Origin of the sequence: Microcoleus sp. B7-D4 (assembly GCF_036705125.1) — a bacterium.
Taxonomy (GTDB): domain Bacteria; phylum Cyanobacteriota; class Cyanobacteriia; order Cyanobacteriales; family Microcoleaceae; genus Microcoleus.
The window spans coordinates 1-24,193 of sequence record NZ_JAUBTT010000055.1; the positions used below are offsets into that span (position 1 = coordinate 1).

The 24,193-nt window shown below is 44.3% G+C and carries 20 protein-coding genes; 9 read left to right on the top strand and 11 right to left on the bottom strand.

Going from position 1 to position 24,193, the window contains the following annotated elements:
- Positions 1 to 1,007, bottom strand: a 1,007-nt coding sequence (locus QUB12_RS21645) for a protein kinase domain-containing protein (RefSeq protein ID WP_333144276.1), incomplete at its 3' end; no start/stop codon positions are given.
- A gap of 170 nt (positions 1,008 to 1,177) precedes the next feature.
- Positions 1,178 to 1,849 carry a hypothetical protein gene (locus QUB12_RS21650; RefSeq protein WP_333144275.1) on the bottom strand — a complete coding sequence of 224 codons (672 nt, stop codon included), beginning with the start codon at positions 1,847 to 1,849 and terminating at the stop codon, positions 1,178 to 1,180.
- A 585-nt stretch (positions 1,850 to 2,434) separates the two neighbouring features.
- Between QUB12_RS21650 and topA the strand changes: the two genes are divergently transcribed.
- The 3 genes from topA to QUB12_RS21665 all read left to right on the top strand — a co-directional run bounded on the left by topA (position 2,435) and on the right by QUB12_RS21665 (position 6,858).
- A complete protein-coding gene (gene topA / locus QUB12_RS21655) occupies positions 2,435 to 5,206 on the top strand; it encodes a type I DNA topoisomerase (protein ID WP_333308355.1) in 2,772 nt (923 codons plus the stop codon).
- A 191-nt stretch (positions 5,207 to 5,397) separates the two neighbouring features.
- The gene (locus QUB12_RS21660; RefSeq protein WP_333214705.1) at positions 5,398 to 5,643 is read left to right on the top strand and encodes a hypothetical protein; all 246 of its coding nucleotides are present in this window, start codon (positions 5,398 to 5,400) and stop codon (positions 5,641 to 5,643) included.
- A gap of 258 nt (positions 5,644 to 5,901) precedes the next feature.
- On the top strand, positions 5,902 to 6,858 hold the full coding sequence (locus tag QUB12_RS21665) for an MrcB family domain-containing protein (RefSeq protein ID WP_333308357.1): 957 nt from the start codon (positions 5,902 to 5,904) through the stop codon (positions 6,856 to 6,858).
- Between the two features lie 133 nt (positions 6,859 to 6,991).
- On the opposite strand, the gene QUB12_RS21670 is transcribed toward QUB12_RS21665, so the two are convergent.
- Complete coding sequence (locus tag QUB12_RS21670) at positions 6,992 to 7,420, bottom strand: HNH endonuclease signature motif containing protein (protein WP_333308359.1); 429 nt, start codon at positions 7,418 to 7,420, stop codon at positions 6,992 to 6,994.
- Positions 7,421 to 7,425: 5 nt separating this feature from the next.
- Positions 7,426 to 7,797: a hypothetical protein gene (locus QUB12_RS21675; protein ID WP_333308361.1), complete on the bottom strand. Its 372-nt coding sequence runs from the start codon at positions 7,795 to 7,797 to the stop codon at positions 7,426 to 7,428.
- A gap of 537 nt (positions 7,798 to 8,334) precedes the next feature.
- On the opposite strand from QUB12_RS21675, the gene QUB12_RS21680 reads away from it, so the two are divergent.
- Positions 8,335 to 8,577, top strand: coding sequence for a hypothetical protein (locus QUB12_RS21680; protein ID WP_333300834.1), 243 nt, complete (start codon positions 8,335 to 8,337; stop codon positions 8,575 to 8,577).
- A gap of 102 nt (positions 8,578 to 8,679) precedes the next feature.
- Here the strand turns inward: QUB12_RS21680 and QUB12_RS21685 are convergent, their stop codons facing one another.
- The 3 genes from QUB12_RS21685 to QUB12_RS21695 form a co-directional block, all read right to left on the bottom strand.
- A complete protein-coding gene (locus tag QUB12_RS21685; protein ID WP_333025693.1) occupies positions 8,680 to 9,033 on the bottom strand; it encodes a DUF5615 family PIN-like protein in 354 nt (117 codons plus the stop codon).
- 4 nt (positions 9,034 to 9,037) lie between these two features.
- A complete protein-coding gene (locus QUB12_RS21690) occupies positions 9,038 to 9,364 on the bottom strand; it encodes a DUF433 domain-containing protein (RefSeq protein WP_333144268.1) in 327 nt (108 codons plus the stop codon).
- Between the two features lie 132 nt (positions 9,365 to 9,496).
- Complete coding sequence (locus tag QUB12_RS21695; protein WP_333308398.1) at positions 9,497 to 9,625, bottom strand: DUF433 domain-containing protein; 129 nt, start codon at positions 9,623 to 9,625, stop codon at positions 9,497 to 9,499.
- Positions 9,626 to 10,611: 986 nt separating this feature from the next.
- Here QUB12_RS21695 and QUB12_RS21700 point away from each other — a divergent pair.
- Complete coding sequence (locus tag QUB12_RS21700) at positions 10,612 to 13,086, top strand: phosphoketolase family protein (RefSeq protein ID WP_333308362.1); 2,475 nt, start codon at positions 10,612 to 10,614, stop codon at positions 13,084 to 13,086.
- Positions 13,087 to 13,194: 108 nt separating this feature from the next.
- On the opposite strand, the gene QUB12_RS21705 is transcribed toward QUB12_RS21700, so the two are convergent.
- Both QUB12_RS21705 and QUB12_RS21710 read right to left on the bottom strand, forming a co-directional pair.
- A complete protein-coding gene (locus tag QUB12_RS21705; RefSeq protein WP_333308364.1) occupies positions 13,195 to 13,518 on the bottom strand; it encodes a hypothetical protein in 324 nt (107 codons plus the stop codon).
- A complete protein-coding gene (locus tag QUB12_RS21710; protein ID WP_333308366.1) occupies positions 13,515 to 13,739 on the bottom strand; it encodes a DUF433 domain-containing protein in 225 nt (74 codons plus the stop codon). Before QUB12_RS21710 ends, QUB12_RS21705 begins: the two co-directional genes overlap by 4 nt.
- A 103-nt stretch (positions 13,740 to 13,842) precedes the next feature.
- Here QUB12_RS21710 and QUB12_RS21715 point away from each other — a divergent pair, with 103 nt between their 5' ends.
- The 3 genes from QUB12_RS21715 to QUB12_RS21725 all read left to right on the top strand — a co-directional run bounded on the left by QUB12_RS21715 (position 13,843) and on the right by QUB12_RS21725 (position 16,306).
- A complete protein-coding gene (locus tag QUB12_RS21715) occupies positions 13,843 to 14,844 on the top strand; it encodes an AAA family ATPase (RefSeq protein WP_333308368.1) in 1,002 nt (333 codons plus the stop codon).
- Positions 14,837 to 15,526 (top strand): DUF3226 domain-containing protein, encoded by a 690-nt coding sequence (locus QUB12_RS21720; protein WP_333144263.1) that lies wholly within the window; start codon positions 14,837 to 14,839, stop codon positions 15,524 to 15,526. Before QUB12_RS21715 ends, QUB12_RS21720 begins: the two co-directional genes overlap by 8 nt.
- A gap of 141 nt (positions 15,527 to 15,667) precedes the next feature.
- Complete coding sequence (locus QUB12_RS21725; RefSeq protein WP_333308370.1) at positions 15,668 to 16,306, top strand: histidine phosphatase family protein; 639 nt, start codon at positions 15,668 to 15,670, stop codon at positions 16,304 to 16,306.
- Positions 16,307 to 16,350: 44 nt separating this feature from the next.
- Here QUB12_RS21725 and psaK read toward each other — a convergent pair whose 3' ends face one another.
- Positions 16,351 to 16,611 (bottom strand): photosystem I reaction center subunit PsaK, encoded by a 261-nt coding sequence (gene psaK, locus QUB12_RS21730; protein ID WP_333200839.1) that lies wholly within the window; start codon positions 16,609 to 16,611, stop codon positions 16,351 to 16,353.
- Positions 16,612 to 16,839: 228 nt separating this feature from the next.
- Between psaK and QUB12_RS21735 the strand changes: the two genes are divergently transcribed.
- Positions 16,840 to 18,051 (top strand): acetate kinase, encoded by a 1,212-nt coding sequence (locus tag QUB12_RS21735; protein WP_333308372.1) that lies wholly within the window; start codon positions 16,840 to 16,842, stop codon positions 18,049 to 18,051.
- A gap of 282 nt (positions 18,052 to 18,333) precedes the next feature.
- Here the strand turns inward: QUB12_RS21735 and QUB12_RS21740 are convergent, their stop codons facing one another.
- The gene (locus QUB12_RS21740; RefSeq protein WP_333144259.1) at positions 18,334 to 23,847 is read right to left on the bottom strand and encodes an AAA family ATPase; all 5,514 of its coding nucleotides are present in this window, start codon (positions 23,845 to 23,847) and stop codon (positions 18,334 to 18,336) included.
- Positions 23,848 to 24,193 lie beyond the last annotated feature (346 nt).

A 24,193-nucleotide genomic window follows, 5' to 3' on the forward strand; every position in this document is an offset into this window, starting at 1 on the left:
AGCATCATTTCGGTGCTGCCTCTGCTGACTCGCTCAAAGGCTGCTAATAAGGTTTCAACTTCTGTTTCTCTGCCGTAGAGCTTTTCGGGGATGAGGAAATGGTCTGTAATATCCCGCGTTGCCAATGCAAACGTCTCAATTTTACCCGTGTTTTGTAATTGAGCCAGACAAATCTCTAAATCGTGTTTCAGTCCTAATGCACTCTGATAGCGATTTTCCGCATCCTTGGCCATCAGTTTACTAACAATTTGGGATAAAATTAGGGGGACTTCGGGGTTGATTTGATGTACGGGAATCGGCTGTTTGGCTAGATGACAATGCACTAACTCCATTGGGTCGTCTGAGTCGAAGGGTAACTGTTTTGTCAACAATTCATAGAAGGTGACACCCAGCGAATAAAAGTCACTCCGATAGTCAATGCCTCGATTCATTCTTCCTGTCTTTTCTGGGGAGAGATAAGCTAAGGTTCCTTCGATGGTGTTGGGATTCTGGATTTCTTGGGTTTCTCTCAGCAGCAGGGAAGAAATACTGAAGTCAATGAGTTTAATTTGTTTGCTATGTGGGTTAATCAGAATATTGGCTGGTTTGATATCTTTATGAATAACTCGGTTTTGGTAGAGAGAGTGGAGAATATTTGCTAGTTCCCTGGCTAGGGTGAGAAAGTTTTCTAAAGATAGAGATTTATCGGGTTGGTTTTTATCAATTGCTACCTCGGCATAAGTAGACAGGGACACTCCTCCAAAGTCCTCCATTATCAAAGCATAGGCGTTTTTGTAAGGTGTTAAATCGAGGGGTTCAACCACTCCAGGTAGACGTAGATTTTTGGCGATGGTATATTGGTTGCGGAATTGCAGCAGTTCGCTGAAGCTGGGGTATTCGTTTCGCAGCAGTTTGATGACGACTGGAGTCCGATCGCACTCCCGAACACCGCGATAAACTAGAGTGCGAGACCCTGCATAGAGTTGTTCTGTTATGCGATACCCAGGCAGGTCAGTAATTCTCTCCATTTTCCAGTCCTCAATAAATTGGGGGTTACTATATATCTAGTTTACTCAGCAAACTTGGAAAATTCTCAATGGCCTCTAATGTTCCTGCACTTGTCAGTCCGCCTTCTGTACGAACGATCGCAGATCCTTCGATACAGCAGCCATCTTATTAATTGTTTTACGGCTTTAGATTACCAACTGATAATAAGCGGCAATCCCGGTCGAAAATCTACCTGTTGTCCCTGCACTTCTCCATCAAAACCAAGCTCCACAAAATACTCGGTTCCTATCCGTAACTTTAGCTGATTTGTCTCAAGCACTGCTTGAAGTTCAGGTGACGGATTATTGGCAGCAGGACTGACTAATTCTACACGAGTAATTTCGCGGAAACCAACACCATGATCCAAAGGCTGTGACTTATCAGCAAAGTATTGATCTGGACGTTTACCAAAGGAAATTTGGAAAAGCATCGGCTCAGTCAAAACATCACTATTTGTTCCTACTGCGATACTCATCGTTTCAGATAAATAAGGTGGACGATATGCCCAACTAGAAAATGCAACTGTGTCCTCAGAACCTTTGGCGGGACGCAAACAGATGCCAAATGGACACGCACCATTATTCCGATTTGTCGATCGCTCCCAAAGACGAGTCCGATGAATTGGCTCAGACTTCGCCTCTTCTGGATCGTGAATCCATAACAATTCCAACATTGCGTTATGGAAAAAGAAAGAGCGATTGGCTGTACCTTGTCCGCGATGAATGCGAGATGCACCCTCAACTAAACCAAAGGATGATAAACGATTAGCTTCGGAAGCACCAATATCAGTAAAGATGAAAAGATGGTCGAATTCAAATGTCATAGCATTGTTCATAGAATTGAGCGATCGCTCAATTAATTTTAATCCTCTGTGATTGCTTTAAATCTTTCTTCCCAATCTAAAATCTAAAATCTAAAATCTAAAATCGGTAGTCCCAAACCTCTACTCAGTAAATCTTTCCCAATCTAAAATCTAAAATCTAAAATCTAAAATCTAAAATCGCCCGATCGATAATCCCAAACCTCTACTCAGTAAATCTTTCCCAATCTAAAATCTAAAATCTAAAATCTAAAATCTAAAATCGCGCAATCGATCGCCCCAGCCTTCAAGTTACAACCAGATTGAGGAACCATCCGCCCGCATCCTGCAGTCTCAACATCCAGTTAGCGACAATTCTGCTAGAGTCAGGTCATCATCCCGTGCATCTTGTAGAGAGGCGATTCGCAGCCTCTGCCCCCAAAGCAGTAAAATCCCATCACATTGTCACCTGCCACCCGATCGGCAGTAAGTTAAAAATTAAGGTAGTTTGAAAATAATCGCCCAAAGTTGAAAGAAACCTTGACATCTGACCTAAACTCTCTAACTTAGACCCTCTAGCTGCGCTGCCATCCATATTTAAAAGATGCCATGTCAACCTTAGTCATCGTCGAATCTCCTACCAAAGCCCGCACCATCCGCAACTTCCTGCCCTCCACCTACCGTGTAGAGGCATCGATGGGCCATGTCCGCGACCTACCATCCTCCGCCGAAGAAATACCAGAAGCCGTTAAAGGAGAAAAATGGGCGCAACTGGGCGTAAACGTGGAAGCAGACTTTGAACCCCTCTACGTCATCCCGAAAGATAAAAAGAAAATTGTTAAAGAACTCAAAGACGCCCTCAAAGACGCCACAGAACTGATTCTAGCCACTGACGAAGACCGGGAAGGCGAAAGCATTTCCTGGCATTTGCTGCAAATCCTCAAACCCAAAGTTCCCATCAAGCGGATGGTGTTTCACGAAATCACCCGCGAAGCAATCCGCGATGCTTTGACTCACTGCCGCGATATCGACAATCGAGTTGTACAAGCCCAAGAAACTCGCCGAATTCTCGACAGACTCGTCGGTTACACACTCTCTCCGCTACTGTGGAAAAAAATCGCTTGGGGTTTGTCCGCCGGTAGAGTGCAGTCAGTCGCTGTACGCCTGTTGGTGCGGCGGGAACGGGAACGCCGCGCTTTCCGCCAAGGTAGTTACTGGGATTTAAAAGCCCTTTTGGAAAAGGGCAAGATTTCCTTTGATGCCAAACTCGTGACTGTCGGCAATGTGAAAGTTGCAAACGGCAGCGATTTTGATGAAAATACCGGGCAAATTATCGCAGGCCGCCGTGTACTTTTGCTCAACGAAGAACAGGCGCGGGCTTTACTCTCACGCATTCAAAACAAACCTTGGACTGTCGGGAATATTGAAGAACGGCCAGTCACCCGCAAACCTTCGCCGCCGTTTACGACCTCGACTTTGCAGCAGGAAGCTAACCGCAAACTGAGGCTGGGTGCGCGGGAAACCATGCGAATTGCCCAAAGTCTGTACGAACGCGGTTTTATCACCTATATGCGGACGGATTCGGTGCATTTGTCCGAACAGGCGATCGAAGCGGCGCGCAGTTGCGTGCAAGAACTTTACGGTAGCGAATACCTCAGCCCCCAACCGCGCAAATACACCACGAAAAGCAAAGGCGCCCAGGAAGCCCACGAAGCTATTCGTCCCGCCGGCAGCACTTTTCGGACTCCGCAGCAAACGGGATTGGATGGGATTGATTTCCGCCTCTATGATTTGATTTGGAAGCGGACTGTCGCTTCTCAAATGGCCGATTCCCGCCAAACTCACGTCACTGTATTAACTCAGGTAGAAGATGCCGGTTTCCGTTCCAGCGGGAAACGCATTGATTTTCCAGGCTTTTTGCGCGCCTACGTGGAAGGTTCCGACGATCCGAATGCGGCGTTGGAAGACCAGGAGGTGATTTTGCCGGCGCTGAAGGTGGGGGATAAACCTAATTGTAAGGATTTAGGGGCGATCGGGCACGAAACTCAACCTCCCGCCCGCTACACGGAAGCTTCTCTGGTGAAAATGCTTGAAAGCGAAGGTGTGGGCCGTCCGAGTACCTACGCGAGTATTATCGGTACAATTGTCGATCGGGGATATGCGAAATTAATAGCTAACGCCCTAATTCCGACATTCACCGCTTTCGCCGTCACGACTTTATTGGAAACACATTTTCCCGATTTAGTAGACACCGGTTTTACTTCCCGAATGGAACAAACCCTCGATGAAATTGCCACCGGCGAGGCGAAATGGTTGCCGTATTTGCAAAAGTTTTATACAGGGGAAACCGGACTCGCAACCCAAGTTAAAGAACAGGAAAGTCAGATTGATGCGAAAGTTGCCCGAACTGTGGTACTGGAGAATATTTCTGCTAAAGTCTGCATCGGCAAATTCGGCGCATACCTGGAATCTGAAAGCGAAGAAGGCCTGGTAAAAGCATCGATTCCCCAAGATTTGACGCCGGCAGATTTAGACCCGGAACAAGTGGAGTTTCTGTTAAAGCAAAAAATGGAAGGCCCGGAAAAATTGGGTCTTCACCCAGAAACCGGGGAACCGATTTATGTGCTGATTGGCAGTTATGGGCCATACGTTCAGTTAGGGGATGTTTCGGAAACGAACAAGAAACCGAAGCGGGCTTCTTTACCGAAGGGGACGGATAAGGATAGCGTGACGGTGGATATGGCGGTGAGTTTGTTGACTTTACCTCGGTTGTTGGGCACTCACCCGGAGACGGGGGCGAAGGTGCAAGCTAATTTGGGGATGTACGGGCCTTATGTGGTGCATGACCAGGGTAAGGTGGGGAAAGATTATCGATCGATCAAACCGCCGGATGATGTTTTGACGATCGAGCTCGATCGGGCATTAGAATTGTTATCGCAACCGAAAGCCGCCCGCGGCAGCAGCAAAACAGCTAAACCTTTGAAGGAATTGGGCGCGCATCCAGAATCGGGAGAACTTATCAATGTTTACGACGGCCGTTATGGGCCCTACGTCAAACACGGCGATATCAATGCTTCTTTGGCGAAGGATGAATCTGTGGAGAATTTCACCTTACAAAAAGCACTGGATTTGTTAGCAGCGAAGGAAGCAGCGGGCGGCGGAAAATCTAGCAGCAAGTCGAAGAAGTCAACTAAGACTGCGGCGGCGAAATCGGAGACTGCGGCGAAGAAAACAACTACTGCGAAGAAAACCACTGCGGCGAAGTCAGAAACTGCGGCGAAGAAAACAACTGCTAAAAAGACGGAGACTGCGGCGAAGAAAACCACTGCTAAGAAGACGGCGACTGCCACAACAGCCAAGAAAACAACTAAGTCAAGTTAGCAGGATTTACGCACTGTACGGTCAGAAACCGGGTTTTTTGCAATAATTTGTTTTAGCAGACAGATTCGGTAAAAAACCCGGTTTCTTCGATCGCGCCGTGCGTAAGTAGGTCGGCTCTTTCTAAAGTAATCCTTTCGTTCTCATGATATAATCAAAACTATCCATGTAGTAATTGGAGTAATTGAATCACCATGATAGCTGAACTTATGGTACAACCTTCCTACTGGATCGATCGTGAGATTTCGATTGAGAAAGTCAGAAATCTTTACTTATTCAAATTTACGGAAAACCTGCAAACTAGATTAGAAGAACTAGCCGACAGAAAAAAGGCTAATCTTTTAACTTCAGAAGAGGTTGTAGAATTAGCAAGCTTACTAGAACTAGATCGGATTTTTACCTTAATTAACGCTAAAGTTATAGCAGCCTCATGTCCGTAAACCGCGCTACTAGAAATTTAGTGGCTTGTAGGGTGCGTCCCTTTCGATGGAGAATGCAGTAATTAAAGTTTCTCTGGGGACGCACCCTACTCGATCCGCTACCATATTATAATGGAATTTTATCGTAAAAAAACAGGACTCCATTTCGGGAATATATGGAAAAATATACAAATGAGTTCATGTCCTTTGACCTAAGAATTCCTCGATCTTCTGGAGGCCAACCAATCAATCTCACTATCAATATTGAGGCCGTATCATATGGTGCTTAAACATTGCCTGGAGAAAGTAGTTCTTGAGTATCCAGAAGCTAGCAAAGATAGCTTTACAGGACACCAATTTGCTAGCTATTTCAGAAAGACGATCCCAAAATCTATAGAGTCATTCTTACATCTCCCCGATATGTACAGCATTAAAGCTTCGGCCGGTAACGGTGCTTGGGCTAAAGTTCCTTGGATTGCAATATTTAATAAATTAGTCACTGAGACTGTAACTTCAGGATTTTACTGTGTTTACTTTTTCCCTGTGGATGGCTCTGGTGTTTATCTTTCTTTAAATCAGGGTATTGCAGATATACGCGATGAGTGTGGGCTTCCTGGATCAAGAAATATGGTGAGAAATCAAGCAATATTTTTTAGAGATACCCTTGGAGAAGAAGCGATTAAAGATTTTTCTGATTCACTAGACTTAAAGCTAACTTTCATTTCTAAAAAAGACGCTAGAAGATTGGGGCAGGCTTATGAAGCAGGTAACATTGCATCCAAATTTTACCCTAGAAATGAGATACCTGATGATGAGGTATTGACTGACGACCTCAATAAAATCCTAGAAATTTACTTTACTCTTTTTGAAAAAGTTTTTTTAATAAATGATATTCAGAACTCCGAGCCAAAAAAAGACGACTGGTTTGAAGATTTGACAAAATATAGAATACATAGACTTACTGAAAGAAACCAAAGTTTATCTAAAAAAGTCAAGCAGTTGCAAGGTTATATATGCAAAGCTTGCGATTTCAACTTTGAAGCTCGATATGGAGAAGTAGGCAAGCAATTTATAGAGGCGCATCATACTGTTCCAATATCAAGCTTGAGCAAGGCGAAAATTAAATTAGATCCAATACAAGACTTTACGGTTCTTTGCTCCAACTGTCATCGCATGATCCATCGAATTAAGCCAACGCCAACTTTGGAGGAATTCAAGAAAATATTGAAGATGTAAAATGCTAAATATGCTGAGCTCGCGCCCCCAACGCCGCCCAAACCCCATATGCCTCACCTCGCGCTGGTCTAAAATCTCCTCAGTCGCCAAAAAGGCGATATGTGCGATCGACCTTTTGTGAATCTCAAACCTTTTAAGGAGAAATGTCTGTGGGCGGATGCCATCCAGCACTAACCCACTGACGCCTGACAGTAACAGCAATAGGATTGTTTAGTTGTAGTGCTGTTACTGTTGCGCGACCGCAATCTGTAAGTCCAATAATTTCTGTAGCATCTTCACTCCAAGCAAAATTTTGTGACCATTGTTGAGTGCGCGGATTAAACAACTTAACGTGCTTTTGCGTGACCTGATCGAATGCGTCTGTTTGGGTTCCTTTGTAATTATTGCACAGACTACAAGCAAGCCAAAGATTTTCTTCCTCGTCAGTACCGCCAATCGCTTTAGGAATAATATGGTCAATTTCCAGTATTCCCAAAACATACATTTGTAAACTGCGACAATAACCGCATCGGTTTTGAGCTTGTGCGCGAACTCTGGCTCGAACTTGTTCGGAAATCGCCATTTTGCTTATCCTTTTAATGGTTCCAGCAAGCCGCGCCGCACAGCTTCATTTAAGGCTTGAGCTTGTCGCAATAGTCGAGTTTCATATATGTGGATTAAGCCCTGCAATTCATCCAGTTCTACAGATGCGATCGTACCGGATTGTTGGCGGTCTAGCAATTCACTCAATCGTTGTTCTTGGAGTGGTTGCAGCCGGAGTTGAGTCTGAGTTATTACTTCTGAATCAGACAGTGCTGATACTGGTTTAGCGGTTGGTAAGAGAAAATTTTCCAGAGTTTCTACTAGAATCTCACTCACGGTGCGGTGGCGTTGCTGCGCTAGCAATTCTGCTTGGTGATAGACTTCATCTGGCAGATTTAGGGTGATTTGGGCGGTCATAGGTGCAAAGCTATGAAACTAATATTTATATTATGCCATATTTTACTTTGAGTATTAGACATCTGCCAAAAAGAAATGAAGCAGGATCTCGCTTGCTAAAAATACGGCGACAGCGACAAAGAAGAAAACTAAGTGAAATTAGTTGAGTTTTCACTCATCCAGAAACCCGGTTTATTAAAAAAACGGAGTTTCTTTATTTATAAAATACTAGACAAGCTGGCAAAAGTTGGTTTGTACTTCCGTCCTTAAAATTCTCTTCCTTTGTCTCATAAACGTCTGCGGGGTTCCATCGCCCCTATTTTTTTTGAGACATCTCAACTCCAACTCTTGTCAAGCCTAGCTTTTCTGCTTACTTGTCACCCGTCAGCAAAATCATCCTATTTACTTATTGACAATTGCTCCTCTCTGCTAAATTGTCAGGGATCGAACATATAAGGTTAAAAATTGTATCATAAGCAACAGAAAGTACCCAATCTTTTATGTACCGCTCTACAATGGACAAAAGAAACAAGATTAAGAGGCGCGATCGCTATGGGTATGAATGAAAACCTAGACTGGGAAGAAGCATTTGAGTACAGAGCGGGCTTGACAGTGGAGTTGAAGTCCCAGCCCGGGGTTTTGCATAAGATCGCTTACTATGAAGTGATGATGGTACCGCCCATCTGGTTAGAAAATGACCCGCGTCCCCGCTATTCCCACGAAGTGCGAGTCGTTTCCCACCAGCCAACTGTGTCCAATGTTTGCCGGATTTCAGAGTGCCCTGTTTTAGTCGCCTCCTAGGTTTTTTCAGCGGGAAATATCGGCGATGGCCTCTAGCCAGCAATCAAACCGATGCAGGGATTTTCGGATTGAGATTGCTTGAGTTTACTTTGTGGCGATCGCTTAAGATATAGATGGCGACCCAGAACGATAGACGCGAATCAATTGACCTGTTAATGTTGCAAGTGAGGAAATAGCTTCATTAATGTTAGTCGCCATTCTTGCTAAGTCATCATCTGCCTTACAGACAATAATACCAGCATGGTCAGGCTGTGAGCTGTGCAGTCTAATAAAATGACGGCGATTGAGAGTTAAAACAGCTCGATTTTCATTGACTGCAAAAGCTAACACTTCTTCGTCAGGAATTTTTTGGTTATCTTTTCCGGCTTCTTGCACTGTCAGAATATTGTGCCCCATCTGGCGCAGCAATTCTACAACCTCTCGGGGAAATTGTTCGTCACCATAAAGACGCGCCATCATTTCAATCCTCGTCATTTTCGCGGATAGCTATTTCAATTTCATCGGGAAAAGCTGCCGCATAAGTCCAGGCATTTGCTAAATCAGTAGCGGTTAGTGTGGGATAGTTATCTAAGAGTCGAGACTCGTTCATACCCAAGCGACGAAAACTTTCCAGTACCCAAACAGGAATGCGAGTGTTTCTGATACAAGCATCACCGCCGCAGACACCGGGAGTCTTGCTAATTCCTTGCCAGGTGTTGGCTAAGTTCTGGGTTAATAATTGGATGATTTGAGCTTTCTCGGTTGGCGTTAAAGCCAGAAGTTGCGCTTCTAATTCTTTGATAGTCATAGAAATTTTGGTACTTATGAAATATAGCGGTTCTCAAGCGTGGTGAGGTATGCGGGCTCCTTCCTATGCCCATACCCTATGCCCTATGAGCACCTCATGTTAATGAGAAAGGCTATATGTATGTATTTGCTATTATAGTGCGATCGCCAGGAGTCGAGACTTGTTCATACCCAAACGACGAAAACTTTCCAGTACCCAAACAAGAATGCGAGTATTTCTCCTACAAGCATCACCGCCACAGGCACCGGGAGTTTGGCTAATTCATTGCCAGGTGTTAAGCTTTTACGCATCTAAATTGTATTTTTGGGCGGGCGGAACGCTAGGGCCCCTAATCCCCACAAGAATTTGCTCGAATTTGATTGTCAAATTTAGATGCGCCTCAGCTTAGCTAAATTTTGGGTTAATAATTAGATAATATGTATTGGTTGTTATACGCAATTCCTTTCTCTCGGATCTCTTCCTCTACGCCCTCTGCGCCTCTGCGATTCATAAAAAAAAGCCCGTTTACAAATGAAATAGCCTTGCTATAGCGGTTCTCAATAAAATGAGGTACACACCGCTCGCAACTGATGCCCACGGAGGCCACGGAGGCCACGGAGGCCTATGCCCGCGAGAGCACCTCATGTTACTGAAAAAGGCTATATATCTTTTTAACTTCTTGATAAAGCTCTAAATTATAAAAATTGCTCACCCTTTTACCCTGAGCTTAAACGAACACAAAAAACTTTAAGATAAAAAAAGTCATACCATTTTAGATTTTAAATTTTAGATTGGGAATGACTGAGGACATAAAGCTTTGGATATTGCCTACAGTTGGATTTTTTTTGATAACCGGTATCAGCCATCGGCAGGCACAAAGTACAATCAACTTTAGGTATAAATCATGATGACTTCTACCTTGAGAAGTATATTTTTCGGTACTTGCACAACATATCGCACCACTCGCAACATATACGGATCGGTTCGCAATGCACACTCTACGCAAAATCTGGTGTAAATCCTATTTTCTATTGCTGAATTCCTTGATCCCCGAAAATCGTCGTCTTTCTTCGAGCAGAACTGTGCGATGTTTAGCCAGAAATTAACATTGATTTAAACTTTTATTTAGGCATAAAGGAGCTAGAATTCAATAGTTTGCGTGGAAGACATGGAGGTTAAATACAAAAAGTCTGCTATAACAAATTAATATCGATCGCACTTCTCGATCGCACTTTACAAAACAACCACAACTTAGGAGTCAATCGCTGATGATGCTAGGAACAACCGATCTCCCGCAATTAAAGCCGCTTTCCGACTCAGAACTACACAAAATGAACGCCTACTGGCGGGCGGCAAACTACCTATCCGTCGGACAAATCTATCTCCTCGACAACCCCCTACTCAAAGAACCCCTCAAAATCGAACACGTCAAACCGAGACTCCTCGGACATTGGGGCACTACTCCAGGTTTAAACTTCATCTACGTTCACCTCAACCGCATCATCAAAGCCCAAGACCTCAACACCATCTACATCGCAGGCCCCGGACACGGCGGGCCGGGCTTGGTCGCCAACACCTATCTCGAAGGCACTTACAGCGAATATTACTCGAACATTTCCGAAGATGAAGAGGGTATCAAACGGCTGTTCAAACAGTTCTCCTTTCCCGGCGGTATCCCCAGCCACGTCGCCCCGGAAACCCCCGGTTCGATTCACGAAGGCGGCGAACTCGGCTACGCCCTCGTCCACGCTTACGGTGCAGTCTTCGACAATCCCGATTTGATTGTGGCGGCTGTTGTCGGTGACGGGGAAGCCGAAAGCGGCCCCTTGGCTGCTAGCTGGCATTCTAACAAGTTTCTCAACCCGGTTCGCGACGGGGCTGTGTTGCCGATTTTGCACTTGAACGGCTACAAAATTGCCAATCCAACTCTGTTGGCCCGCATTCCGCAGGAGGAATTGGAAAGTTTGATGGTCGGTTATGGCTACAAACCTTATTGGGTGGAAGGTTCAGACCCGGAAACCATGCACCAGTTGATGGCTGCAACTCTCGATACCGCGATCGGCGAAATTAAGGCGATTCAGGAAAAAGCCCGGACGGAGGGCTATTCCGGCCGTCCGCAGTGGCCGATGATTGTGATGAAAACTCCCAAAGGCTGGACGGGGCCGAAGGATGTTGACGGTAAGAAAACTGAGGATTATTGGCGATCGCACCAAGTCCCACTTTCGGAAATGGCTTCTAAGCCGGGACACGTCCAACTCCTCGAAGATTGGATGAAAAGCTATAAGCCGGAAGAACTCTTCGACGATAACGGGAAATTAATTCCCGAATTGGCCGAACTCGCACCCAAGGGATCTCGACGCATGGGGGCAAATCCCCACGCTAACGGCGGCCTGCTGCTGCGAGACTTGAAAATGCCGAAATTTGAAGACTACGCCGTTGACGTGCAAAAACCGGGCACTGTAATGGCAGAAGCAACCCGCGTTTCCGGCCGCTTCCTGCGAGACGTGATGACACTGAATCAGGAAAACGCCAATTTCCGCATTGTCGGGCCTGACGAGACGGCCTCAAACCGCCTCGATCCGGTGTTTGAAGTGACGAACCGGGTGTGGGCGGGGGAAATTTTGCCCGAAGACGACCACATCTCCCCCGATGGCCGGGTGATGGAAGTCCTCAGCGAACATCTATGTCAGGGATGGCTGGAAGGCTATTTGCTGACGGGACGCCACGGCTTTTTCTCCTGCTACGAGGCGTTTATTCACATCATCGATTCGATGTTCAACCAACACGCCAAGTGGTTGAAAACTACTCGTCACATTCCTTGGCGCCGACCGATCGCATCTCTGAATTACTTACTAACTTCTCACGTTTGGCGACAAGACCACAACGGTTTTTCTCACCAAGATCCAGGTTTTATCGACCACGTAATTAACAAGAAAGCGGAAGTGGTGCGGATTTATTTGCCGCCCGATGCGAATACTTTGCTGTCAGTAACGGATCACTGTCTCCGCAGTCGCCACTATGTCAACGTGATTATTGCAGGGAAGCAGCCGGCATTGCAGTATTTGGATATGGATTCTGCGATTAAACACTGTACCGCCGGCATCGGCATTTGGGAGTGGGCCAGCAACGATAAAGGTGGCGAACCAGATGTGGTGATGGCTTGCGCGGGTGATGTTCCGACGCTGGAAACTTTGGCTGCGGTTGACATTCTCCGCCGAGATTATCCCGATTTAAAAGTACGGGTGGTGAATGTGGTGGATTTGATGACGCTGCAACCTGCTAGCGAACATCCCCACGGTTTGTCGGACAAGGATTTTGATACTTTGTTCACGAAAGATAAGCCGGTGATTTTTGCTTTTCACGGCTATCCTTGGCTGATTCACCGCTTGACTTATCGCCGGACAAATCACTCGAATATTCACGTTCGGGGTTACAAGGAAGAGGGAACGACTACGACGCCGTTTGATATGGTGGTGATTAATGACCTCGATCGATTCCATTTAGTTGGAGATGTACTCGATCGCGTTCCAAAACTGAGTTCTGTAGCAGCTTACGGCAAACAAGCTATCCGTGACAAGCTGATCGAACACAGGCACTATATCAACGAACACGGCGATGATATGCCGGAAATCCGTGACTGGAAGTGGCCCCACGCGGGCCCGGTTTCGCCGGAAGCGCCGAAGGAAACGAAAGATCCGACAACGACAGGAGATCAAACCGTGCGATCGGGTGCACCGGGCTAACGATATTCTGGGTAGGGACACGGCAATGCCGTGTCCGGCACAGGATCGGGGATTAGGACACGGCATTGCCGTGTCCCTACGGGATTCAATTTGTATTAGAATAAAGCTTCAGCAAGCAATGTCAATTTCGAGGTATGCGCCCGGAACAATCGTGTCGATCGCGTTCCGAATCTCGTCTTGATGTTTTTGAATGCGAGGCCAAGAAGTAGACAGCAAAACCACAATAGCAATTTGTCGGTTTGTCAGGTTTTGTTGATAACGCAAGTTGCGATCGGTCGTCACCAGCAGATTATACCCCTCGCGTTCGGCAGTGTCGAGCAGATCGCCATTTGCTAATGTTGACCATCCACGTTCATAAGCAGTATCTACTGTATGACTCAGCAGCGATCGGCGCAACGGTACTGGCGTACCTTGATCGAACAATATCTTCATGCCACCATCTGCGTTAACGAGGCTAGCGCGCGATCGAGTAATACCTCAACTTGGGCGCGAGTTACTCCCGGAAACCATTCGAGAAACTGGTCAATAGAGGCCCCATCTTTAAGGTTCTCGAAAAAGGCAGCAACAGGTACGCGCGTGCCTCGAAATACCCATGCACCGCTTACCTTGCTTGGATGGCGTTCAATGACTTCAAAGAGGTCTATAGTCTGCATGACATTCCTCGCTTGTTGCGGATGAAGTAAAACAACTAAGATAGAATTCATCTTAGCATAAATCAACGGTGGTTTAGGATTTGTACATTCAAAAGAGGCGGGAATGCTTAAAGAAATAGAAATCCAAAATTTTAGGTGTTTTGAGCAAATCAAAATTTCTGGGTTTGAAAGAGTAAATTTAATCGGCGGTAAAAATAATGCGGGCAAGACAGCCTTGCTAGAAGCAATTTTTATCAATGTTGTTCCAGACGCGAGCAGTCTAGCAATCCTAAGAGAGCTTAGAAGAGAGCCATTAGAAGCCATAGAATATATGGCTAATAGAACCTGGGATAACTTATTTTATGCACTAAAAAAAGATAGCTCTATAGTAATTATAGGCAAAAAAGAAAATCATACCATTAGAGTAGAAATGCAGGTAGAAATTAATTCATTAAAATCTAGTTTAATTTTTAAATCCAGGAAACAAGAAGACCTATCTAGTTGGTTATCCACAAAGGTTCCTGCCGGATATTTAAGGAATTTTCGCATTTCGACTAGCGAAGTACCAATCATTCCGTCCTTTATCAGGATTTCCGGAATAAAACTCACAGAAGCATATGATAACGCGCGTTTGGATGACAAAGATAGCGAAGTTTTGAAAGCTTTTCAAATTCTTGACCCTACAATAGAATCAGTAGAGAGTTTTTCGATTGGGGAACCCACGCTTTACTTGAGAAGAAAAGGTGAAAAGCGTTTGCCTTTATCATTGTTTGGAGATGCCATTAACAGAGTTGCAGAAATTATCCTTAAACTGGTAAACAGTCAATACCAAATCTTGCTAATCGATGAGATAGAAAATGGCATACACCATACAAGTCAGCGGGAGTTTTGGAGAGTGTTATTTCGGTTGGCGGTTGAAATGGATACGCAGATTTTTGCTACAACGCACAGTTTAGAGATGCTTCAAGCATTTGCGGATGTGGGTTTAGAACAAAATCAGGAATGCAGCAGCGCATATTTTGAACTAGCAAGGAAACTCAAAACAAATCAAATAATCGGAAGTCGGCTCGATTTGGAAACTCTTAGTTATGCCATTGAGCATCAAGAAGGAGTGAGAGGTGAGTAATATTGTCATAGTAGAAAGTAAAAATGATAAAATTTTCATGCAGGCAATGGTTGAAAAACTAAACTGCGATATCCAGGTAGCATCACCTATTTATATAGATGATTATCAAAGTTTGGAAGGCTTGAGCGAAACAGAGTTAATCAAAGCTTTAAAAAATTTAATAAGAAAGATTGACCGAAAAGATATCGAAAAGATAGGAATTATTATAGATATTGATAATTGTTCAGATCAAGAACGGCTGAAATTCGTAGATAGATGTATAAAACAAGTGTTTGAAGCTGAAAGCTTGTCAAGCACTAAACAATTTATCGATATTTGTACAGATTATGGAACAAATGCAAAATTGGCTTGTTACTTTACAAATGTTGGAGGTAAAGGCGAACTGGAAACGCTTTTAAAGGCAATAAAGGCTAGAGAATCACCTCAAGCTGATTGTTTGGATAGCTGGAGAAGTTGCATAAAAGAAAAGGAGGGAAAGGAAATCAAGCAGAAAGATTTTGATAAATTCTGGGTGAGCATCTATCTCAGGTATGATACTTGCTCAAATCAGGAACAGAAACAAGCTGGAAAGAAATGCAGTATGTCGGGGTTTGATTATGTTATGGAACACAAAAAAGATATTTGGGATTGGGATAATCCTGCACTCGATGATTTGAAGGAGTTTTTTAAACTCTTTTGCTAATATAGTAAAAATCACATACAATTAATATCAAATCCGTTGGTATCGCAATTATTCATCTCTCTCTGATCTGACTCTGCGCCCTCTGCGCCCTCTGTGGTTAATCAAAAAAAATCCTGTTCACCAATCAAATAAGATATCTCTATGAGCTTAAAAATCTACTTTGTACGACACGGTGAAACGACTTACAGCCAAACAGGTGGCTTCTGCGGCGCTATCGATCCAGAATTAACGCCCGTAGGTTCTCAAATGGCAGAACAGTTTGCCGCCACTTACGCAAAATTGCCTTGGAATGCTGTTTATGTCAGTCCGATGAAACGCACAATTGCTACTGCAAAACCTTTGTGCGATGCTGTGGGAATTGAAATGCAGCTTCGCGACGGACTGAGGGAAATTAAGTACGGTGAGTGGGAAGGCAAAACAGTAGAAGAGGTCAAAAAAGACTACGAAGAAGATTATATTAATTGGCTGACTGAACCTGCTTGGAATGCACCAAACGGCGGCGAGACTTCGGTGCAAATTGCCAGTAGAGCTTCCTTAGTTATTGCAGAAATTGAGGAAAAATATAAGAATGGAAATGTGTTGGTTGTCTCGCACAAAGCAACTATTAGGATTATTCTGTGCAGTCTGTTGGGGATTGATTTGGGACGTTATCGCGATCGCATTGCCGCTTTAGCAGCTTCTGTCAGTATTGTCAAGTTTGACGTGCGCGGCCCGTTGCTGGAGGTTTTGGGCGATCGATCGTACATGGATGAAAACCTCCGCAATTTACCCGGTACTTGAAATTGCGGGTAGGGTGCGCGTACTGCGTACCCTCTATTCTGCAACTAAATCGCGCCTAAGTTAGACAATCCTAAAATAGCACCTGCTCCCAAAATATGACCAAAGGCCATAGTTCCCACAACTGCACCCAAACTCAAACCGCCGAACATACTGGATGAGGGCATTGCTGGGCCTGTGTGAGGCTTTTGGATGGTTGATTTGCCGATCGCAATAGCTAAAATATTGCAAAGAATCATAATCAAACCGATCGTGGGGCTCCACTCTATGGTTCTGGGGGCAACGGCAAGTAAAATTGGTGTAAACATCGATCGACTCCTTAAACTTTAGTAAACGAAAATGTGCATAGAAGATATATCAAAAAAATGCAACTGTTCGCTACACATTGCATTAAGAGTTAATTTTTCGACATATTTCTTAAAAATTTTCCCAGGATATCAAGGTTTCTTCGTCTGTGCAGGCGGATGAAAGTTTGACAAGATGCGATTGCAATCGCCTAGCGATCGAAAGAACGAATCAACAGGACATAATAAAGCATGAAAATACTGGTGTTAAATGCGGGTTCTAGCAGTCAAAAGAGCTGTCTTTACGAGTTAAACGATGTCCTCCCCGATCGACCTTTGCAACCCCTCTGGTCAGCTCAAATTGATTGGACTCACCAGCAGGGTATAGCAGAGTTGAAAGTCAAAACAGCAAAAGGCGATCGACTTGAGGAGGAATTTGCATCCGAGTCTCGCCAAGATGCTATTTCTCGAATGCTGGAGAGTCTTTGGAAGGGAAAAACTCAAACAATTAATGATTTAAACGAGATTGATATTGTCGGCCACCGCGTCGTACATGGCGGACAAGATTATCAGCAAAGTACGTTAATTTCGCCGGATGTTAAACAGGCGATCGCCCGTTTATCTGTTTTCGCCCCCGTTCACAATCCGGTTAACCTCGAAGGTATCGAAGCGATTGAAAAATTCCTCCCAAATGTGCCGCAAGTAGCAGTATTTGATACAGCTTTTCACGCACAATTGCCGCCCGCAGCCTTTGTTTATCCCGGCCCCTATGAATGGCTGGAAAATGGGATTCGGCGCTACGGTTTTCACGGGATTAGCCATCAATATTGCGCGCGTCGGACCGCCGACATTCTGGGTCGAGATGTGGCAGATTTGCGGTTAGTTAGCTGTCATTTGGGCAACGGATGTTCTCTGGCGGCCATTCGCGGTGGCTGGAGTGTTGACACGACGATGGGATTTACGCCTTTGGAAGGTTTGATGATGGGAAGTCGATCGGGTTCGATCGATCCAGGCATTCTCATTCATCTGTTAAAACAATCCGATTTTACTGCTGAGAAACTTGATGGTATTCTCAATCGAAATTCAGGTTTAAAAGGGATTTCAGGCGTGTCTAGCGATCTGCGGCAGATAGGAGATGCGATCGCCCAAGGTAATCAGAGAGCTCAACTTGCTTTGGATATTTACATCCACCGTTTGCGTGCCGGAATTGGTGCCATGCTGGCGAGTTTAGGAGGGTTGGATGCTTTAATTTTTACGGCGGGAGTTGGGGAAAATTCTGCTCTTGTACGGGCTGCCGCTTGCGAAGCTTTTGGATTTATCGGGTTAAAATTGGATGAGGAGAAAAATCAACATTCATCGATCGATCAAGATATTGCGGCAGTGGATTCAGCCGTGAAAATTTTGGTAATTCACACACAGGAGGATTGGGAGATTGCGCGAGAATGCTGGAAACTTTATCACTAACTTATTTTATGAATTCCTGCAACCACGATGCCCACTCAGCTTCGCAGCAGTGTCAACAATCACGAACTGCGCCACCCGAATATATCTAATTCATCTGCGTTAATCTGTGTTTATCTGCCCTCATCTGCGGTAAAAAAAAGAGAATGTATTCACCGCAGATGACAATGGATGGACGCGGATTCACGCAGATGAAAAGAATAGAGATCTGAATAATTCCGATGCTAACAGATTTGATATGACATCGTTGGAATACTGCCAGGGTTGGTAATGATCCAGAAACGGTTACAAAACTTGCCTGGGGGCGATCGGAATTTCAATAATAAACTCGCTACCCTCTCCGGGTGCAGAAACGCAAGTCAATTTTCCGCCATGAGAACTGACAACAATCGAGTGAGAAATAGACAATCCCAAACCAGTACCCGAACCCACAGGCTTAGTTGTAAAAAATGGATCGAATATCTTGTGCAGCACCTCAGTGCTCATCCCCGGCCCGCTGTCGGCAATTCTAATTATGGCAGAATTCCTGTCTGTCACCTCTGTAGAAATTGTAATAGTAGGCTGTTTATGAGAATTTTCCGGGCAATCTCTTGCTACGAGGAGAGCATCGATCGCATTTGTCAAAATATTCATAAATACCTGATTCAACTGAGACGCATAACAAGTAATTAGGGGTAGCGTGCTGTAATTTTTAATCACCTCAATTCCCAAACGCCCGCCCTCTTTTCTCAGGCGCGGTTGCAGCAACATCACCGTACTGTCGATGCCTTGATGGATATCTACCGACTTCATTTGCGCTTCGTCGAGGCGCGAGAAATTCCGCAAGCTTAGCACAATATCCCGGATTCTTTCCGCTCCTACTTTCATGGAATCCAGCAGCTTTTGCAAATCCTCGCTCAAGAATTCCAGCTCAATTGTTTCTATTTCTTCGAGAATTTCATCAGCAGGTTCCGGATAGTGCTGCTGGTAAAGCTCAATCAATTTTAGCAAGTCTTTAACGTATTCGCTAGCCGGATTAAGATTGCCGTAGATGAAACTTACAGGATTATTAATTTCGTGAGCTACACCAGCCACCATTTGCCCCAAACTAGACATCTTTTCCGTTTGGATTAATTGAGCTTGAGTTAGTTTAAGTTCGCGCAAAGTTTGTTCTAAACGCTCGTTCTTTTCATTTAACTCCTGCGTCCGCTCTTGCACTTTCTGTTCCACAGAATTGTAAAGTAGAGCATTTTCCAAAGAAATAGCAACTTGGGAAGAAAGCAACCTTAAAACTTCCAATCTGTGGGGAGTAAATGCTCCGACAGTCAAATTGTTTTCTAAATAAAGAATGCCGATTAGTTTGCCTTGATTGATGATAGGAGTACACAAAATAGATTGGAGTTTGTGTTTGGCAACGTAAGGATCTGCTGTAAATAGTCCCTCAGCCGCCGCATTGCTCAACACCAAATCCGAGCGAGTCCTTTCCACATAATTAATCACCGTCACAGGTAAATCCTGATAGCCTTCAACAGGCGTAAATTGCAGCACAGCTACATCTTCAGCAAATACTGACGCTTTAGCTGAAATCAACAGTTGACCATCTCTGACTAAAATCAGAAAACCTAACTGAGCACCCGCATTTTCTAAGGAGATTCTCATCAAAGAAGCCAGCAACTTATCGAGGACAATTTCGCTAGAAATCGCCAGAGATGCTTTCATTACCGTTGCTAAATCCAGCACTCTCGCATCGCTGCCCGTAGAAGTATGAATAGTTGTGGTAGTTTGATTGTTGTTAAAACTTCCGTTGATTGGCGTCATTTCCCGCAACTGCGGATACTTCTGTTCTAAATCTTCTACTTTGCGAACTGCACCCCAGCGCAAGTAGCACGAGTGAGCTTCGCGCAAGTGAATTTTGGCATATTGATACTTGCCTTTACTCAACCAAAACTTAGCTGCTAGTTCATTAGCTAGCGCTTCATTTTGGACAAACTCATTGTCTTGGGCTAAATTTATAGAGAAATCGTACAGTTCTACAGCTTCTGAATCTTTCTTGGAAATTCTGGCTATTTCTGCTTGTACTAAAAGGTACTTGTGCAGAAAATTTTCGGCACAGTTGTCTGCCCAAATTTTCATCTGTTTTTGGTTTTCCTCTAACTTTTCCAAATATTCCTTTTGCTTCTCTTCTGAAACATTTGGGAAAACGGCGGCTAAAGTTAGAGAAAAGAAAAAATTCCATTCGGTAGCGGGTATGGCTCCGGTAATAAAAGATAGCTGTTTTTCTACTTCAAAAGCTAGTTGTAGCGCTTCGTTGAAGTTGCCGTACCAGTACATTACCTGGCATTTGCGAATCTGATAAAGGCAGAGCGAGTACAAATTTTGATGAGCTTGGCAGTTGTGTACATATTCAGCTTCGCTGATATCTTCGCTTTCAAATACAAACTTTTCAGGAGTTAGTTTGCTCAAGTTACGCAGGATTAACTCTACTCCTAATAAGATATCGGTTACGAGCTGATTTTTGGTTTTTTGGCTGAACTGCAAATACCTGCTCGTGTCTACCAGAATTTGCGAGATTTCTTTACCTTGAAAAAATGAGTTAGCTATGCGGTTGGACAGGATATAACCCGCATACTCTAAATCTCCTGATTCTAAAGCTGCTTGATATCCTTCATTGCTGATCGCGTGGGAATCTTTGATGTGGTTGAACCAGTAATAAAAAATACTGACCAGGGATGAACAAGCTCTGCACTTCAAGCCAATATTGCCAGATTTTTCGCTGAGATTCAGCGATAGCAAGCCGAATTGATACGCAGCTTTGTAATCTCCAGAAACTGCGTTTAAGAACATACCGTAGCCAGCATAGCAAAGAGAAGCTTCGGGTACTAAACCATATTGTAGAGAAAGATTGACTCCTTTTAAAACGCTGACTTTCCACAAGTCGGGATTTTTGAGGTACGCCGATGTCAGCAAGTTTGTAATTAATTTGACTGCCACTTTTTTGTCGGGTACAGTCATTTCGGGGGCGTCAATCAGGGAAGCTATTTCTCTACCTGCTAAAATATTTGTGGCTGCTGCAAATTCTTCGGATATGACTTTTTGTAGCCCGTCTAGTGGCAAGTCAATGCCTAGTAAGTCCAAAGCTTTGATTCCGGCTTTAACGGCTTCTTCGTACTTCGCCCGCAGGGTGTACTGCACGATCAGCAGGTTGTAAATTTCTACCTTTTCTAAGGGCGATCGCGCTTTTTCCAGAGTTATATTAATAAATTCTTCAGACTTCTCGAAATAACCGTTTAAATACTCAACATTTGCCCGCTCCATGTGCAAGGCAAAGGCTAAATCGTAGTGGGCATCCCAAATATCGGCGCTCAAACCGTCCATGCCTGCGGTTAAATACTGCAAGGCAGCAACATAAGCAGTGGCATCTTTGGCTCTGCGGGCCGCGTCTAAATTCAGTGTTGCCAGTTCAATTAATTCTCGATCGTCTTTAATTAGCGATCGAGCCACATTCAAGTGATCGACTAATTCAAAAATTCTGTCAGCGCGATATTCAGCCGGGGTGTTTTCTAGGATTTGCCTGCCTATTTTCAGGTGAACTGCCTTTTTTTGCGAGTCGTCGATCAGAGCGTAAGCTGCTTGCTGTACGCGATCGTGCAAAAATTTATAATTCAGAATTAATAGCGGAAACAGCACGTAATCTAATGACTTGCTTTCCAATTCCGAAGTTGGCAGAATCAGTCCCGACTTAATCGCGGGCAACAGGTGAGAAAAAGTTTCCGAGGCTTCTTTTTCATTAATTAAAGAAAGAGTATTTAAGTCAAATTCGTTGCCCAAACAAGCCACCAAACGCAAAACTTGCTGCGTTGAACTTGGCAGTTTTCTCAGTTTTTGTACCATCAAATCTACTACATTGTCAGTGATAGCGCACTGCTCAATTTGAGTCATATCCCAATGCCAGCCGCCCTTGCTCCCCGACTGTGGCGGGTGAAAAACTAGCAGGTTTTCCTGATACAATGTTTGTAGGAATTGATTGACAAAAAAAGGATTGCCGTCGGTTTTGCTGATTACCAATTCAGCTAACGGTTTGACAGATTCGCGATCGCTATGCAAAGTCTCGGCAATCAAATGAGTTATGTTTTCCACCCCCAGCGGCGACAAAGCAATCTGATTAATGATAGCTTCCTGATTTCGCAGCGTCTCCAAAGTCATCATTAAAGGATGAGTGGGACTAACTTCATTATCCCGATAAGCACCAATTAAAAACAGATATTGCGTAGCTTCATCTGTCATCATCAATTCGATCAATTTGAGAGTAGCAGAATCAGCCCACTGCAAATCGTCGAGAAAAATGACCAGCGGATGTTCTGGCTGGCAAAATACGCGAATGAAATTTTGAAATACTAAATTAAAGCGGTTCAGAGATTCCGTCGGCCCCAATTCAGCTACAGGAGACTGAGCTCCGACAATTAGTTCAACTTCGGGAATGACATCAATAATAATTTGTCCGTTTTGACCGAAGGAAGTGCGGAGTTTTTCGCGCCAAACTGCTAATTGAGCTTCGCTTTCAGTTAAGAGTTGCCGCACCAATTCCGAAAAAGCGCTGACAACGGCAGAGTAAGGAATAGTCCGCTTGTACTGGTCAAACTTTCCCCAAATAAAATAGCCGCGCCTGCGGGTAATAGGTTTGTCTAAAATCTTCACCATTGCAGATTTGCCAATGCCGGAATAACCGGCAATCAGCATCATCTCGCTGCGGGATTTATGCTGTCCTCTCGCTAGGACTGACAAGGGAATTTCTTTTTTCGATTTGAACTCTTTTTTGATGACTGAAATTTGAGAATCGTCGGTGCGGTAGCCTCGATTATTTGTTGCTGCTACCCGTTCAAATGCCGCTAAAAGAGTTTCAACTTCTCGCTGTCTGCCGTAAAGTTTTTGAGGTATTTGAAATTTGTCGGAAATATCTTGGCGACCGAGAGGAAAATCGGAAACAAACCCAGATGTTTGCCACTGAAACAGGCAGGATTCCAAATCTGCTTTTAGTCCCCAAGCACTTTGATAGCGCTCCTCAGCGGTTTTTGCTAACAATTTCATCACAATATCTGAAACAGCTTTAGGAATTTCTGGGGCTATTTCAGCGAGAGGTACTGGCTGTTTGGCGATGTGACAGTGAACTAACTCCATAGGATCGGTAGTGGCAAAAGGGAGTTGTCCTGCCAGGATTTCATAGAAGGTCACGCCGAGGGAATAAAAGTCGGTGCGGTAATCGACTACCCGGTTCATTCTGCCGGTTTGTTCGGGCGACATATAGGCTAAAGTGCCTTCTAAAAAATTGGGATTTTTACTGGGGATATTTTCCAGGTTGGATGCAGTTGAAATGCTGAAATCTATTAGTTTCACTTGTCCTGTAGCAGGATTAAAAACTATATTAGAGGGATTTATATCTTTATGAATTACATTTTTTCCGTGAATCTCTCCCAAAGTTTCAGCAACTTTGATGGCAGTAGTCAGAAATCCTAAAAGGGTAAATTTTTGGGATCCCATAAAAATTTTTAAAGATTCCCCGCCAAAATCTTCTAAAATCATTGCCAGACTATTTCTAACCTGTTGCAACTTATACACTTTCACAACTCCGTCCAACAGGCTTAAGTTGGCAGTGATCTCATATTCGCGCTTGTATCTATTCAGTTCTTCAGGAGTCGGATAGTCTTCTTTGATAAGTTTGATAATAACAGGTTGGTTGTTCTGCTCGTTGTGGCCGCGGTAAACCAGGGAAGTGCTGCTTTCATAAATGAGAGCGAGAACTGCAACGCCGGGAATTGCCATCATAGTTGGGTTCTCTCAAATTAGGTGTGCTTGGTCAATGTTACAGGACTGACGCGCGGCGGGCTAGAAACCCGGTTTCTTCGTTGCTAGTCGTTGACAAACCCAAGATTTTTTCGGGTAAATCGGGTTTATTATCCTAAATCCTATGTTATTCTTCATTATCGCTCAAGAGCTATCTTTTGGGATGTGTGGGAAAGCAGGCCTTGACAGGAATGAGCTACTGCTGACAAAAGCACGCTGGGGCTTTCGTCACCTCAGCAGTTAGGTAAACAAAATCACAAATACAGGATTTGTGCAAGCATTTACTTTAATGCTCGATCGCCATGTTGACAACTAAATCATCTCAGAT